The organism is Paenibacillus sp. FSL R7-0313, assembly GCF_037969885.1.
GTDB lineage: Bacteria > Bacillota > Bacilli > Paenibacillales > Paenibacillaceae > Paenibacillus.
Genome location: NZ_CP150219.1, coordinates 6,022,701 through 6,038,807 on the forward strand (window position 1 = coordinate 6,022,701; position 16,107 = coordinate 6,038,807).

Genomic DNA, 16,107 nt, shown 5'->3' on the forward strand with positions numbered 1-16,107 from the left:
GTCTACATCAAGCCCAACAAATTAAAGATCATCACTGCTGCTTCTGCACGGCTGGCATTCTTCTTCGGTGCAAACTCATCGTTACCTACACCGTTTATGATGCCTGCTCCCTGTATTGCCTCTACCGCTTGCTTTGCATAACTTGCGATGTTTGCTTCATCCTTGAAGGCTGTAGCTTCACCACTTGCTAACGCCAGTTGCTTCATTTGGATCGCCTTGTATACCATAACCGCCATATCTTCTCGCGTAATGTTCTCATGAACTCCGAATCGTCCATCTGGTTTCCCGTTCACAATCCCCAGCTTCTGCGCGGTTGCGATATGTCCATGGTACCATTCTCCTTGCTTCACATCATTAAAACTTGTCGTTGCGCTCTCACCCGATAGCTCAAACATATTCATCAGCATGGTGATGAATTCTGCTCTTGTCACTTGACCATTCGGATTAAACTCGCCGTCGCCTACACCCTTCACAATGCCTCTTGCTCCCAATGCTGAGATTGCATCCTTCGCCCAGTCTTGGGTCACATCCTTAAAGCTCGTTGCAACATACGCTACCGTATACTTGCTCAGATACGTTGGCTTGAACTCTACTTTTCCTGTCGCTGCATTGTATTTACCATTTGTCACCACTCTTAGCGCTCCGTTGTCCTTCACATCGTATACAACGACGTTGTTTGGATTTTCGCCAGCCCTTAGTGTGTATGGCAATTCAATCACGAGATCATCTATGCCATCAAACTCTGTAAGTTTCTTACCATCCATCGTTAGCTCGAAATCGTATACGACTTCACCGTTCAGCTGAGCTTGTGCGCCAGCTGGCAGTTGATTAGCTGCGATTTTCTTAATCGACAATCCTAACGTTTTCCCCGCACTTGTTCCTGTTCCAAGCAGTTCGGTTGCCACGGTTACAACTGCAGAGCCTGTGTTGATCTCGATGCGATCTACCGTAGAAGATCCACTTGTTAAGCGCGGATCTACGGCTAGCTCAATCGTTAGCCCGTTCAAGCTTGCATCAGCTTCAACTCGCATGTGTAGCTTACCGCCTGTCGTTTGATCAAGCGCACGTTTCACTGTATCCGCACTTAACTTCACTTCAGAAGTACCGCTCTCATTTACAACTGGTTTAATGTTTATTTGGCCGTTGTCCATGACCACTGGCTCACTTCCACCTGAAGCTGTTGGTACTGTAGGTGCAGGGATGTTACCGTCACCGCCACCATTTCCATTACCACTGCCTGGTGCTTGTGGTGTTCCATCAACCAATGGTGTTACCGTTACCGTAGCGCTGGATGATAAACCACCATCCACTGTAGTTACTGTAATCCTTGCTGTTCCTGGTGCCACCGCTGTTACTTGACCTGTCGCACTTACAGTCGCTACAGCTGTATTGCTTGAGCTCCATGTTACTGCTTTTTTCGTTGCATTAGCTGGTGCAACCGTAGCTGTCAATTGCCCTGATTGACCTTCTACGATGGACAACGTCGTTTTGTCCAAGCTAATTCCGCTAACCGGTACGTTCTTCCCATTGAGTGCATCATACTCACTTTGTGTAATTGGAATTATCGTTCCGTGACGCGGACTCGCTGGTAAGTTGTAGTTAGAAGCTAATGTCCAGACACCTGATGCAAGATTGGTTGTCTCGAATGGAACATAACCTCTTCCACCAAACTCATCTACGAACAAATACCATTTTTCATCTGTATTCGATTTGAAGATCGTTGGACCCTCAACCCATTTGATGTTACCAACGCCTTGATTAATCATCTTGAAGGTTGGATCTAAGATCGAGTCACCCACCTCTTGGAAGATCATCTTGCCAAATGGAGCAGAAACTCCGTTGTCTTGCTCATCCTTTGTAAAACGATACACTTTTCCATCATGCTCAATCATCGTTGTATCAATGATGGAATATCCATAATCCAAATATACTTGCGGTTCCGTAAACGTATAGAAATCTCTTGTCTTGCTATACATCATTTTTTGATATGCACTGCCTGTATGGGATGCATCATCAAACATTCTTGATGCCCAAAATACGATATATTCACCCGTTGTCTTGTCGTACATAATTTCTGGTGCCCATGTATTACCCGCTTCTTCCGGTGCAACCTCTACCATGCGTTGATCTGTCCAGTTGACTAGATCATTCGATTCCCAAACCATAATGGAACGACTGCCCCATGTCTGTGCTCTGCCCCAGTTACCATTGCCGTTAATTTTCAGATCGGTAGCGATCATGTAGAACTTGTCACCTTCAGGCGAACGAATAATGAACGGATCACGTACCCCTTTCTCCCCTAAGGTAGAGGTCAATACGGGTTTACCATCATTCAATTCTCGCCAGTTCAACGGATCATTGCCGTTACTTAGTGCAAAGTAAACTTGCTCGCCTGTTGAAGTACCTTCTCCAGTGAAATATGTGAAAAAGTATCCCGCATATTTTTCATCAGCAGGCAGTTCCTTCACCTTTGCAATGAATTCCTTCGTAGTGGATGCTGAATTTAATGTAATCGTAGCTGTAAGCTTCACGTCTACATTTCCACTACCGTGTGCCGGACGTTTTACTTCTCCAGTAACTGAAACGACGTTCGGTTGTGCAGAAGCCCAAGTAATTGTTGTTCCGTATAGTCCAGATGCTGGTATTGTTATATGACCTCTTACATCATTAATGTTATGAACGACTAGTGCTGCTTTTGCTTCATCTACAGAAGTGACATCGTTTGGCAATGCCTTAACCGTCAACTGAAAAGTTTTGTTAACTGTCTCTGTACCATCTGTAAATACTGCTGTTAACGTTACAACTTGATCACCTTTTGCATTAGCTGGTCTAGTTACGGCACCTGTAGTTGAGATGACATTCTCCTTATCTGAAGTCCAGCTTATTGTTGTGCTATAAGCGCCTGATGTTGGCAATGTGACATTGCTTATAATCGTATCTTTTGATGCATTAGCAGCAAGAAGATCATGAATCGTTAATTTCTCCGTCGCAGCCGATACAAGCATACCCTCCATTAAAGCAATCTTCTGATCTGAATGGGCCTTAAGTGATGTAATATCTGCCGCAGTCATAGCACCATCATAGATTTGGAAGTCTGCAATCATACCACCGAAGTATGGATCAGCTGGATAAAATGACTTACCGATGTATCCACTACTGCCTGAAGTATTTTTTATTTGTTCTAGTGTCATTCCATTCGTTGAGCCTGATGCAACTGCAACACCATCAATATAAAGCGTAAGTGTACCCTCCGTGCCTGAAACAACAGTCGTAACTACTTTCCATTCATTATTCTTTAAGCCCGTGGTGGAAGTTGAAGACTCATTATTCCAAGCATTCGTCGCGATACCTAAACGAGCTAGACCGTTAGCGTTATAACGTGGTGTGAAGTACGTATAGTGTGTATTATTGTTTGGTCTTCCTAATGCATATAACCACTCGGCAGCGTTTTTACCGCTCCAGTTCACAATGGATGAAACGGTCATATTCGTTAATCCATCGAGAACTCCTTGTGGCAGTTCTACATAAGAGTTAGTTGTGCCACCAGTAAAGCTTAGTACACCAGCATCTTGTGTACGAATCCATTCTGCCTTAGACGGGTTCATCCATTTTCCGTTGAAGTTTCCTGTTTGGTCAATAACCGTCGCACCATCGATATCATTCATATCGTAGTGAAGAATGAGCTCTGCCCCGGATGGCTGCTCTACTGGAGGAGTAACGTCTTCAGCAGCCAATGTTGCAATCTCTTCAATGGATAATGCACGATTATAAATACGGAAATCATCCAATTTACCATCAAATAAACTATGAGAGCTGTTTCTCGATTTACCAATATAATTCATCGTTGTTTCCAGTAACATTCTCGGCTCAACGTTAAATGTCGAGCTACGTTTAACCTCTTGACCATTCACATACAATACTGCATCAAATTCATCCATTGTAATGGCAACATGCTGCCAAGTCTTCGTTGGTAATAGTCCAGCATTTCTAACCGCATATTTATAATCTGATCCGAGTTTCGTGCTGTCACTACTAAATTTCTCTGTAAAAGGTGTTACGACAGCAAACTCCAGACTACCTGTATCACCTTGTGTGCTCAAGTACATGGTGTTGCGGTTAATCTGTCTGCCTGTTTCGGAAGCAAAATCAAATATTCTTTGATTTGCTTGATTTCTGTCCATTTGAACCCATGTAGAGAACGTAGCCTTCTCAAGATTCAAGGATTGAATCAAGTTATCTGGTAGCTTCACATATCCTGTTGATCCATTAAGTTCTAGTGCACCACCCGTTTTACCGATACGATCCTCTTCATTAATCGTTGCTCCACCTACTAGTGTTGCGTGATGACCATTACCAGAAATGTCATTCAACGTTGTACCCTTCACTGTATTTGCATCGAATGAGTAATGTACAACCGGGTCTGTTGCTGGTGCTGGACCTTTCCATGCATACTTCTCTTGCAAAGCATCATACTCTGCACGTGAGATTGGAATTACCGTTCCGTGTCGTGGTCCTGGCGGAAGTGCATATTGATCACTACTTAATACATTATTAATATATTGCGTGCTGCTATCCAGATCTGTTGTATATCGGACATGATATGGCCATGAATCAAGGAACAGATACCATTTGTCTTTATTATTATCCTTAAAAATCGTTTGCCCTTCGTTGTTTCCATTATTTCCGATCAAGCCAAGTTTATTGTCACGTGTACCAGGAACAGCGTCGTATTGAAGGCCGTTTTCTGCAATACCGTCCTTGTCATCGTAGAACGTTGGTGCTTTCTCCACATACACTTTAGTATTCACTTCTGACTTGGTGAATCGATACAACATCTGATTATGCTCAATAAACGTTGTATCAATGGTTGGAAGTGACTCATCAATCATGACCTTTGGCTCTGAGAAGTTGTAAAAGTCTCGTGTTGTTGCGTAGTACATCACATTGTACTGACCTTCCGGTTTTCCGTTATAATCACCGTATGTCTCTGTGTTTTTCATCGATGATGCCCAAAATACGATATACTCTCCAGTTACTGGATCATAGATAGCTTCTGGTGCCCACGTATTTCCTCCAGTCTTGGGCGCAACCTCGATCATACGCTGCTCGCTCCAATGAACGAGATCCTCCGACTCCCAAATCATCATGTAATGACTACCCGTAATTTGAGCTTGGTCAAAATTTGTACTTTCGCCCATTTTCAAATCTGTTGCCAGCATATAGAATTTATCACCTTCTGGTGACCGAATAACGAATGGATCACGAAGTCCTTTTTCACCCATATCGGATTGAAGGATCGACTTACCATTATTCAGCGCTTTCCAGAACAATGGATCTTCAGCTGTAGCGAAGGATATCTCTTCACCACCCTCATATTCACCTGTAAAGTATGCAAAGAAGTAAGCATCAGGCTGAACTGGCGCAATTGCTTGTTTAATCGTAACGTTAAACGTAAGCTCTTTAGAAGCTGCACCATTCGTAATTGTAGCTATTAGCGTAACGGGCGTATCCGTAGCTTGACGGCTTACCCAGCCTAGCTGTGTAGCGTTACCAGCCGCTTCAGCCGTTCCTTTAACAACTGCCGGTCTGCTAGATACCCATGTAATTGTGGAGCCTTGTTCACCTGTAGTGACAAGACGTAAGTTGCCTTTAACGTTGTCAGCATTGTAGATCTCTATCTGTTCAGCATCTAAATCAACCTTCTGCTGATCATCGAATTGCTTCAAGATCGTGACAGGGAATACAGCTGTAGTTGATACTCCTTGATACGTTAAAGTGGCCGTAAGCTTTGCTTGAACATTACCTTCCTGAACAGCTGGACGTTGTACAGTGCCACTGTTAGAAATGACATCAGGATGACTAGAACTCCAAGTAATGCTCACGCCGTTTTTACCACTTGTCGGTAATGTAACGTTTCTCGTTATCTTATCGGTGCTCTTATCGCCTTCGCCTAAGTAACGACTGATGTCAAGTTGATTCGCGGCATCATCAACAGTGAGCTGACGTATTTTTGAGATGTGAGTTGCTCCCTCTTGTTGATATAACTCGCCTACTTCTTGCTCCGTCAACGCGCGATCATATACTCGAAAATCAGCTACGCTACCTTGAAGATACGGATCGTTTGAGAAGATTGACTTACCGATAAAACCAGAGAATGGAGCATCCGAATTAATAATTTCTGACAGCTTTAGTCCCTTCGCATTACCTGAAGCAACCTTAACTCCATCTACGAATAACGTTATCCTATTGCTAGCTTCGGACAAGGACACCGTTACATGCTTCCACTGCCCACCGATCAGGTTTGAGTTTGCGCTACCTGTAACTAATGCTTCGTTTGGCCAGCCATTTTTGGAGATACCTGTCGCAATCATATTACCTGATCCGCTACCGTGCCGTGGTGTTACGAAGAAATATTTGTTCGTTTCCGGTGTTAATACCGTACCCAAACCGAAGATCCAACGATTCGTACCATCATTCGTCCAGTTCACGATTGAAGATACTGTAATCTCATTCAGACCGTGTAGTAGATCTAGTCCATTGGAGCCCTTAGGAATCTCAATATGTCCACTATTCGATGTAGAGCTTCCACCATTGAAGGAAACAAAACCAACCTCACTGTTTGAAATGAATTGTCCATTGTTTGGATTTCTAAATATTCCGTCAAATGTAACTGCCTTATTGGCAACATCCTTCAGTACGAGTTGACCGTCTACTTCTTCGGTCGTTTTCATGTTGTAATGAAGAATAAGATCATCTTTTAGCATCTTTTCTTGAACGGTAATCTGCTCAACAGAGTCATCCTTAGGTAGTAAGGTAACAATGAACTCCTTCGTTGCCTGGCTTCCACCTAATGAAATGGTTGCAGTTAACGTCACTTGTTGCTCCATTTCTCGTAAGAACACTTCACCAGTTGGACTAACCGCACTCTCATCACTAGAAGTCCATGATATCATTGCACCATTCTTATCTTGAGTAGGCAGTACAAGAGATTCAGTAACTGCCGATATATCACCTAACGTTAGCTCTATTTTGCCTTGTTGTACTTGCTTTTCATTAAACGATTGTTCATATACTACAGCGATATCTTCATTATTTAGTGCCTCTCCGTAAATTCTTAAATCTTGAAAGCTACCCGCAAAAGTAGCATCCCCCAAATAATTGGAGCGTCCGATGTAAGCATGCAAATCCGTACCAAAGCTTGCTGTTGTTTTCTCTTTGGCGGTCGTGCCTATACTTACACCGTTAATGTAACCTGTAATAGAGCTTTCTGTAATAACCGTTGTATAGTGAACCCATTGACCTTTGTACTGTGACGTAGAAGTGCCTGATACCCCTACCTCAGTCGTCCAAGGCTGGTCAACATTATTGTTATTCGTAAATACGGACTTAAAATCACCACTTGGATTCGATGGATTAAACATCCAGTAATTTTTTGGCAAGTTATTGCCAGCTGCTGGCGTACCATAGAATAATGCTGAGTAGTTCCCACTCCCCGTGTTGCTCTTGATCCATACAGAAATCGTTGTATTTTCTTGATTATCAAACAAACCAGTAGGAAGCTGAACGTAGTTCGTATTACTATCTGTTCCCCCGGGTAGAGTGAGACCTTCGGTGTACGTAATGTTTCCTACGGCCGTTCCATGCTCTTCATTACCTGATATATCCTGTACATCCTCAAGCAATGGATAATGTGCCAACATCGTTGGTGTTATTGTGTCCGCTGAAGCTTGATTGCTAAATGGCAGGACAAGACTAAAACAGCTACTAAAGGTCAAAAGAAAAGCTAACATTATGATTGAAATTCGCTTCCGCATTGCATTCTCCCCTTCGGTTAATATTCAGAAGCATACAACCCCTTCTCACCTTTAAAACTAGACCACCTCGCTCAAGGAAATAGAGAAGCGCCTTAAAAAGAATGCGCTTACATTTCTTCTCATATTACGTATTCAAGACTTTCAATTCAATGTACTATCTTGTTAATAATGTGGATTTTTTTATTGCAATTTGAAATTGATGCAGACTGCAACACTATCTCCATACTTCGAAGTAACTTTGTAAATATACGCTAGGTTTAAATTAAAGGATTGAAGCCCTGATAAACATAATATATATAGTTGGGCGCTTGTAAAACGCTTCCAAATATGGTGCAGGTGAAGCCATGAGCGCACCGGATCAAAAAATAAGGAGGATTGCAATCTATGCCAAAACGATTTATAAAAATGCTCGCGTTCCTTTGCTGCTTGGTCATGGTGGCCTCACTAATGCCTACGAGCTACGCTGCCGACAATGACAACATCGAGAGCTCAGCAGAAGCGAATGAAACATCGACCGCCATTTTTGGAACTCCCGAACTCGGGTCAAACGATCCCCTCTGGGACCAAACCATGGAGCATCACATCAACAAAAGCACGGTACCCAGCGACCCCAGACCCCATGCCACGGGCACAGCCAGAATCCTTTGGGATCATGACTACCTGTATGCCCGCGTAGTTGTGAATGACAGTAATCTATATCAGGGAGCTGGCGCAGATCACCGGTATGACAGTCTGGAGTTTTATGTTGGCACCGGAACCGGCGGCTCGAATCAATGGCGCGTCAGCTCGACGGGTGTGTTTTCAGGGCAGGCCGCTCCAGGTAGAGCTGCGTGGACCCAGATCACGGAAACCGGATATATTGTGGAGATGAGAATACCCAAAAGAACCTTGACCTTGGAGGAGGGCAAGCTTAACTTTGAGGTCTATATCAATAACTCGACAGAAAACGGTGCTGACCGCTATGAAGTCGTTTCCAGTTTTGGAGTTCCGGACGCGGCTTATACCAGCTCTGATTCATTTACAGACAGCCTGCAGCTCATTTCAGCCAATGAAGTCGACACCAGATTTTCAATCACCGCCACTGCGGGACCGGGCGGCTCTATCATGTCCAACCCACCCGGCGATGTTCTCAGAGTTGATCGGGGCTCTAACAAAGACATTACGTTTACCCCTGATTACGGAAAAATTGTAGATACTGTAACGGTAGACGGCGAGACCGTGACTCTATCTGCTGGCACGTATACCTTTTCGAATATTGAGGCTAACCATACCATTCATGTGACATTCAAAAATGATCCGGACGCGGGGATACTTCCCTTTATCGTGTGGAATGACAACTTCGCCAGTGGCGAGTACACAACGGCTGTTATCATTGATTTAGGCGAGGGGAAGTCGGCGTTAGGCTCCGCGCTTAATCCGGACTTGTTTGCCTTATCGGCTAGGAACACGACCCTGAACGGCGAAGCAGTGACCTTTGAAGGAGCACGCAAAATCACAAGGGTATACGCTAATGACGAGCCAAAGGTACGCGGCTATGTGGGGCAGGTTAGCAATTCACCAGATTATCAGGACGGACTGGCGAGCGGTCGTTACATCGTTGTTGAGTCCGAGTTTTATTCAGAGAGCGGCGGCAACACAACGCTGGATGGCAGCAGTAACTCGACAAAGCAGGTTTACACCATTGTCCAAAAAGGCGAAATCATACTGACAGAAGGAAATCCGCTTCACAACGTGGTTTTTGAACAGGAAAAGGTTGTTAATCCAATCCTCGATAAGTTCACAACTTTCACGGACAATTCGGTCAATCGCTCGCTCTACCTTCACAAGGGTGAAGACGGTAACGTGATGAAAGGATTGCCGCTCTATGTTTATACTCACGGCATGTCACGCGGCGGCACAAACGCTGCGACAGACCAAAAAGCGGCCATGAAATCAGCCAACGGCTCAGTCGCTCTAATTAAAAAGATGGAGCAAAATCCCGATAAGTACGCCAGCCATGTACTGAATATTTCTTATAATGGCGTATCTGTTCCCTCAACAGAAAATGTTAAGAAGGTCATAGACGCCCTGATTGCCAGCGGTGAAGTAGACCCTAACCGTGTTTACGCGGCGGGCTTCTCCTGGGGCGGCCAGTATACAAACAACTTAGTTAACAGCCATCCTGGCTTCTTCGCTGCCGCCGCACCTATGGCCCCAGTAAGCGGTTCACCGAACGCAAAGGACAATGACGCTCACAACAACCTGGCCTATTGGATGTTTTTAAATGCTCATAATGTTGGAGGCTACCAGACTAACCTCAATAACTTCATTAATAACAATATGCCGAAAATGATCAACGCAAGGGCTTCACGCTTTGAGAGTAATGAGGCTCTTACGTGGCCCTACAATCAATTTGATCAGCCGAATCTGAGGCCTAATCCTGCAAATACACCTGTTCTGGCTGATTATATAGCGCATGAAGTTGAAGCGGCGGTTCTTTATAACCAGATCACTATGGGAACTTGGAGTATAGCACCTACGGCGCAATCCTCTAACTTGCCAGCTTGGAACAATGACTACACAGATGTATTCGATTGGATGTTCGCGCAGAGAAAACCGGTCGTACCTGATACGCCGAGCAACTTCAAGGCGACAGCGGGTGACGGACAGGTCACATTGAGCTGGACTGCTCCTGCTGACGACGGTGGCAGTCCGATATTGGGCTACAAGGTATGGTATGGCAACGTAACGCCGGTCGTAATCGATGCGTCGGAGACCAAGTATACCTTCAAGAACCTGACAAACGGCCAAAATTACAGCTTCAAAATCGTTGCGGTGAACGCGAAGGGAGACGGCGCGGAGATCAGTGCACCGGCGATGCCGACGAAGACGACGACTCCTACCGTACCTGGTTCTGGTGGTACTACGGGCAACAACGGTAATACAAGCAACAGTGGTAATACACACAACACCAACAATACGAACACCGGGACAGACGCTGGAACGCCAAAGTCGACCTACACAGTGAATACACCGAAGGATAAGCCCGCGGTCACAGACAAAAACGGCAACACCACCCTCCCCAGTGGCGGTGAGATTACGACCAAAGGCGGGACAAAGATTAAGGTGCCCGAAGGCACAACGATAGACTCAAACGGTAAGGTAACCATTCCGGCAGATAAGAGCGCCGAAGTGAGCCTCCCTAGCAGCAACAGCACAGTGACCATTCCGGGCGGCTCGACCATCGCGAGCGACGGTACGATCACAGTAGGCGGCAAAGACGCGCATGTGAACCTGCCAAACGGCAACCAGGTGCATATCCACGGCGGATCGAAGATACGGAGCGGCGGAACGGTTGTGGTAGGATCAAGCGGCGCAAGAGTTGGCTTAGACAACGGCATGTCGCTGAACATCCGTGAGGCTACGGAGCTGGCGTTTGATGACGCCACCCCACTGGGCTTCCTTGTGATATCGGGCAATCCTTTCAGGGATGCCAATATGGACGACTGGTTCTACAACGATATAAATTTCGCCTACACATACGATCTTTTCAACGGCACGACGTCCACAACGTTCTCACCGGGCAACGCAATGACGCGTGCAATGTTCGTGCAGGTACTGGCCAATCTTGAGAACGTAAACCTCTCCAGCTACACGAGTTCCCGCTTTAGCGACGTGACGGACGGACAGTGGTACACGGCGGCAGCCGAGTGGGCAGCCGAAAAAGGCATAGTCAACGGTACAAACGCAGACCTGTTTGACCCCAATTCACCGATGACGCGCGAGCAGATGCTGGTGATACTTTACAACTACATGAAGTACAAAGGCTATGAGTTACCTGAAAGCCACTCTAAGTCCTTCACGGATGAGAGTGAGATCAGCTCCTGGGCGTTGGAGGCCATTCAGGCGCTGCGGGGCACCGGCATTGTATTAGGCAAGCCGGACAACTTTTTTGCTCCCAAAGCCACCGCCACCCGCGCCGAAGTAGCCACGATCTTTGTAAGGCTCGTCGAATATCTGGCTAGCTGAAAGCGTATACAGAAAACAGGAGACCCTTCCGGTTGGACTATATCCAGCCGGAAGGGTCTCGTTGGTTTCAAAATTGCACTACTGTTTCACATTACCTAGTTCAGCTACAATGGCTGCGGCCAGTTTCGTTCCAATTCCCGGGATACTTCTTACCAGCTCCACTTCAGGCAGATTTTCTGTGAGTTCCTCCATTTGTTTTTCGAGTTCCTCCAGTTTTCTCGCTTTTTCATTGGCCCATCGCTTGGAATGGGATCGTCCCGAATTACCCCGAATGACTTCATTCCAATTCGTCAAAATTCCTTCCAAACAATAAGACAGCACCGTAAATGATGTTGTTGAAAACACATTGTAAAATATCTGCTCATACGCCGGAAACACTTGCTCCAGCAAGGCTCTGCTGTTCAGCTTGGCCTGCACAAAGATACCCATAACAAACTCATGCTGCCGAGTCAAATGCTGTAGCTCCGTAAACGTCTCATCCCAATTTCGATGCGGCTTCACGTCGCCGCGATTGTACATCTCTGCCAGATGCCAAGCATCTGCAGCATCTGTTTTCCTTTGCGTAACTGCGTTCCCTTGGATTGCAAGGGATTCACAATGTAGTAGGTGTAGTCACTCCGATTCAGACAGGACACCAAGGCACGATGGTAATACCCAGTCGCCTCCAAAACAACCACTGGAGCAACACCCGTTTCGGCTTGAAGGGCGCCTAACATCTCCGTGAATTGTTCGAATTCACTCGCAACGTGCTCAATGAGATAGCTTTGCCAACGGGCTCATTTCATTTTTGAAACGCATGTATCACACTTGAACCTTTAGCGACATCTACACCAACAACAGTTTCCATATTCTCACTACTTATCTTTTGTTTCGCCGGTCCTTTCCACGATGGTTCCAAACCCATAGCTTCGCTTGTTATACGGGGTCAACTGCCCCTACCAGCCCAAACATGGTCTTTTGGAGGTCGTGGGAGAACTGTTTTTGTTACGAGGTCCTAGCCCCAAAAACCGCCACGTTCTCCCGGCTTCCCCCATCGTAAAACGATCACAAAAAAAGGCCAACCAATAATTACTGGCTAACCTGATAATACGAAAAAACGCCATCACAATAATGTGATGGCGTTCTTGATTATGGAGCCTAGGGGGATCGAACCCCTGACCTCATCGCTGCCAGCGATGCGCTCTCCCAGCTGAGCTAAGGCCCCAGGATATGAAATAGATAAGTTGTCCAGCGCTGCTACGTTCCACAGGCGACTCCTATATCATATAAAATCCAGCTTTCGCTGTCAATCACTTTTTAAGATCCAAAGTGATTGGAGAAGAACAACCGATTTCTCTGGTACACACGGACTGGAACTCCAGACTGCTCTTCTCCCTTTCCCCACTTCACTAATCCTCCAGATTGTCTTTGGACAACAGGGATTTCAGTTCTTTCATGAACATATTGATATCTTTGAACTGGCGGTATACCGACGCAAAACGGACATACGCCACTTCATCAACTGGAAACAACTGTTCCATCAATAACTCACCAATCTGGCGACTCTCCACTTCAGCATCAGCTGTATTACGCAGAGATTTCTCTACTTCAGATACCATCATCTCCAGGGTCTCTACGGAGACTGGGCGTTTCTCACAGGCACGAATAAGCCCGCGGAGAATTTTGTCCCGGCTGAACTCTTCACGACTGCCATCTTTCTTAATAACAATCAATGGAGTCTCTTCAATCATCTCAAACGTTGTAAATCTTCGGGCACACTGCTCACACTCACGGCGACGACGAATGGATTTTGCTTCGTTGGCCGGACGCGAATCAAGCACTTTGGTACCCATATAACCGCAATAAGGACACTTCAAATCAGATCACTTCCCACGTTTTACTTTTTACCACATATTGCCTGTACTGATTTTGTAATGAAAAACGCATTGCCGACACATAATACTTTTACCAACCCGCGAGGAGGTGAACAGCAATGGCACAAAGCAATGGTAACTCCAACAACTTGGTGGTAACTAAAGCTTCCGCAGCACTCGAGCAAATGAAATATGAAGTTGCTCAAGAACTCGGAATCAGCATCCCACAAGACGGATACCAAGGTAACATGACTTCTTACGAGAACGGTTCGATCGGTGGATACATCACGAAGCGTCTGGTAACAATTGCAGAACAGCAATTGGCAGGTCAATACCAATAATATCTGCATCGTAATACGCTACACAGAGGAGCATGGAGCGGCCGGTGAACAACCGGCCTGCTCTGTGCTTCTACTTATATACTTAGAACGTATTATAGATCTTTACATACTGATTATAATAGTAAATGACTCTTTGTACATAGTGACGCGTCTCACCAAACGGAATATCTTTCACTGTATCGAACGAGCCATCCCATACACCATCTCTAAGCCAACTGTTTACTTTGCCTGGTCCCGCATTATAGGCAGCGATCATAACCGCTTCATTGCCATCGAATTGATCGGACAGATTCCGCAGATACCATGTGCCTAATTGAATATTTCGTTCAGGCTCGTGCTTCAATTCCTCCAGCGAAGTGTCGGGAATTTTGGCTTGTTCCAGTATCCAGTTGGCCGTATCCGGCATCAGTTGCATGAGCCCAATGGCACCTCGTTTGGATTCCTTGCTTGTCTTGAAATTGGTCTCCACCTTGATAATGGAAGCAATCAGAAACGGATCAACCTCATAACTCTGAGATTGGGCACGAATCTCTTCCTTATAATGAATGGGATAGAACCATGCCATCCAGTTTGTATTCAGAAATAACACCAGTACAAAGGACACAAACATCAACAGCAGTACACGTTTCTTGCGCAATATTCTCATAACAAACCCTTACGCTGTAGATATGAGTCAATTTGCTGCTCCGTCGCAGACCATAAGCCGCTGTTATTGATGACAATGTCTGCCAGCTGTTTTTTGCGCTCAATATCCATCTGTACATCCATTCGAGCCTCAGCCTGTGCTGCAGTCATTCCATCCCGACTCATCAAGCGATCTCGTTGCACCGATCTCGGGACATATACGACCATAACTTCCTCGAAACCGTCCTCCAGACCTGATTCGTAGAGCAAAGGAATGTCAGACACCACAAGTTTATCCGGATGTTGCAATTCGTATGCAGCAGCCCGTTCGCGCATCTCTCTTCGGATCGCCGGATGTGTAATAGCCTCCAATGCCTTTCGTTCCTCAGGTTGTTGAAAAACAATGCTTCCGAGCTTTTTTCGATCCAGTGTTCCATCTTCGTTCAGTATGGCTTGTCCAAACCGCTTAACAGCGGCGGCCAACACGGGATGCCCGGGCATCATAACTTCCCGGGCAATAACGTCTGCATCGATGAGCAACGCTCCCTTACTGGCGAGATAGGCGGAAACACTGCTTTTGCCTGTCGCGATCCCGCCGGTTAAGCCTATATTCATCGTTTCACCTCATAACAACTTCATTATTCCCATAATCATTAACAATAGCGCTGGCAATACAGACAGTCTTCGCATCCAGCGCAGAGCTGAGAATCGTAGGCCAACCTTCATGCCGAGTGACAGAAAAGCCCCACTAAACAGTGCAATAATGAGTGCTGTCCATAGTGTAGGGAATCCCAGAAGTGCTGCTCCCAAACCTGCTCCAAACGCATCCAGAGACAGGGCAATACCCAGCCACATCGCTTCCTGGGCAGATATACTCCCCGAGTTATCCATATCCGCCTTGGAGGGACTGCGAAGGATCTGAATGACAACGCCCAGCTTGCGCAGCTCCAGTGTAAATACCATTCGTTCCAGTGATCCATTTGAAGCCGACTGTTCCAGATCCAGTGCAAGCACCTGATTTCTGCCCTTTAAATCCGACAGTCTCTCTTGTGCTTCTCCCACTCCAGTTACCGTTGCTTCTGCTGCCTCACCCATTCCAGTGTCTGTTTCCAGTTGTTCTTTGCCTTGCTTTCGAATTAGTTGCAACAGTGACCATGCACCAATACCTATCAATATAACGGCTCCCACGATCGAAGCGATATCCGGTGACACCACATGGGACAACAACACACCTACTTGCATCGACAAGGCAATAACCAATCCTGAACAGATCGAAATAACAGCGATAGATAACAGGGGAATCTTAGTCCTCCGTAACCCATATGTAATCCCGACTCCAAAACCATCTAAACTAAGCGCCAAAGCAAGCGCCAGCAATGAAATAAAATGATGCAGCACCCCGGACTCCTCCTCTGTGCGGTACTCGTGCCAACTGAAGATGCCAGTATGGGTATACGCCCGCTTATT

Annotated in this window: 7 protein-coding genes, 1 tRNA gene and 1 pseudogene; 2 read left to right on the forward strand and 7 right to left on the reverse strand. The window is 45.9% G+C overall.

The features are described 5' to 3' along the window. Nucleotides 1-2: 2 nt before the first annotated feature. Nucleotides 3-7,790 carry an immunoglobulin-like domain-containing protein gene (locus tag NSQ38_RS26195; RefSeq protein ID WP_339784833.1) on the reverse strand — a complete coding sequence of 2,596 codons (7,788 nt, stop codon included), beginning with the start codon at nt 7,788-7,790 and terminating at the stop codon, nt 3-5. Between the two features lie 408 nt (nt 7,791-8,198). Between NSQ38_RS26195 and NSQ38_RS26200 the strand changes: the two genes are divergently transcribed. Then, a complete protein-coding gene (locus NSQ38_RS26200; RefSeq protein ID WP_339784835.1) occupies nt 8,199-11,822 on the forward strand; it encodes an S-layer homology domain-containing protein in 3,624 nt (1,207 codons plus the stop codon). A 78-nt stretch (nt 11,823-11,900) separates the two neighbouring features. On the opposite strand, the pseudogene NSQ38_RS26205 reads toward NSQ38_RS26200, so the two are convergent. The 3 genes and pseudogenes from NSQ38_RS26205 to nrdR form a co-directional block, all read right to left on the reverse strand. Further along, nucleotides 11,901-12,538, reverse strand: a pseudogene (locus NSQ38_RS26205) (transposase). A gap of 415 nt (nt 12,539-12,953) precedes the next feature. Continuing rightward, nucleotides 12,954-13,026: transfer RNA gene (locus NSQ38_RS26210), tRNA-Ala, on the reverse strand. Nucleotides 13,027-13,210: 184 nt separating this feature from the next. Continuing rightward, nucleotides 13,211-13,678, reverse strand: coding sequence for a transcriptional regulator NrdR (gene nrdR, locus NSQ38_RS26215; protein WP_026081166.1), 468 nt, complete (start codon nt 13,676-13,678; stop codon nt 13,211-13,213). 116 nt (nt 13,679-13,794) lie between these two features. Here nrdR and NSQ38_RS26220 point away from each other — a divergent pair, with 116 nt between their 5' ends. After that, on the forward strand, nt 13,795-14,016 hold the full coding sequence (locus tag NSQ38_RS26220) for an alpha/beta-type small acid-soluble spore protein (RefSeq protein ID WP_017689472.1): 222 nt from the start codon (nt 13,795-13,797) through the stop codon (nt 14,014-14,016). An 82-nt stretch (nt 14,017-14,098) separates the two neighbouring features. On the opposite strand, the gene NSQ38_RS26225 is transcribed toward NSQ38_RS26220, so the two are convergent. The 3 genes from NSQ38_RS26225 to NSQ38_RS26235 are packed head-to-tail and all read right to left on the reverse strand — an operon-like array spanning nt 14,099 to nt 16,080. After that, on the reverse strand, nt 14,099-14,662 hold the full coding sequence (locus tag NSQ38_RS26225) for a lytic transglycosylase domain-containing protein (RefSeq protein ID WP_036609809.1): 564 nt from the start codon (nt 14,660-14,662) through the stop codon (nt 14,099-14,101). Continuing rightward, nucleotides 14,659-15,255: a dephospho-CoA kinase gene (gene coaE / locus NSQ38_RS26230; protein WP_339784837.1), complete on the reverse strand. Its 597-nt coding sequence runs from the start codon at nt 15,253-15,255 to the stop codon at nt 14,659-14,661. Before coaE ends, NSQ38_RS26225 begins: the two co-directional genes overlap by 4 nt. A 9-nt stretch (nt 15,256-15,264) precedes the next feature. After that, nucleotides 15,265-16,080, reverse strand: a complete 816-nt coding sequence (locus NSQ38_RS26235) for a manganese efflux pump (RefSeq protein ID WP_339790714.1) — start codon at nt 16,078-16,080, stop codon at nt 15,265-15,267. Nucleotides 16,081-16,107: the final 27 nt, after the last annotated feature.

Bases quoted from the DNA above. Each gene is read 5' to 3' on its own strand.
- NSQ38_RS26195 (WP_339784833.1), bottom strand. From the start codon at position 7,790: ATGTTAGCTTTTCTTTTGACCTTTAGTAGCTGTTTTAGTCTTGTCCTG.
- NSQ38_RS26200 (WP_339784835.1), top strand. From the start codon at position 8,199: ATGCCAAAACGATTTATAAAAATGCTCGCGTTCCTTTGCTGCTTGGTC.
- NSQ38_RS26220 (WP_017689472.1), top strand. From the start codon at position 13,795: ATGGCACAAAGCAATGGTAACTCCAACAACTTGGTGGTAACTAAAGCT.
- NSQ38_RS26225 (WP_036609809.1), bottom strand. From the start codon at position 14,662: ATGAGAATATTGCGCAAGAAACGTGTACTGCTGTTGATGTTTGTGTCC.
- coaE (WP_339784837.1), bottom strand. From the start codon at position 15,255: ATGAATATAGGCTTAACCGGCGGGATCGCGACAGGCAAAAGCAGTGTT.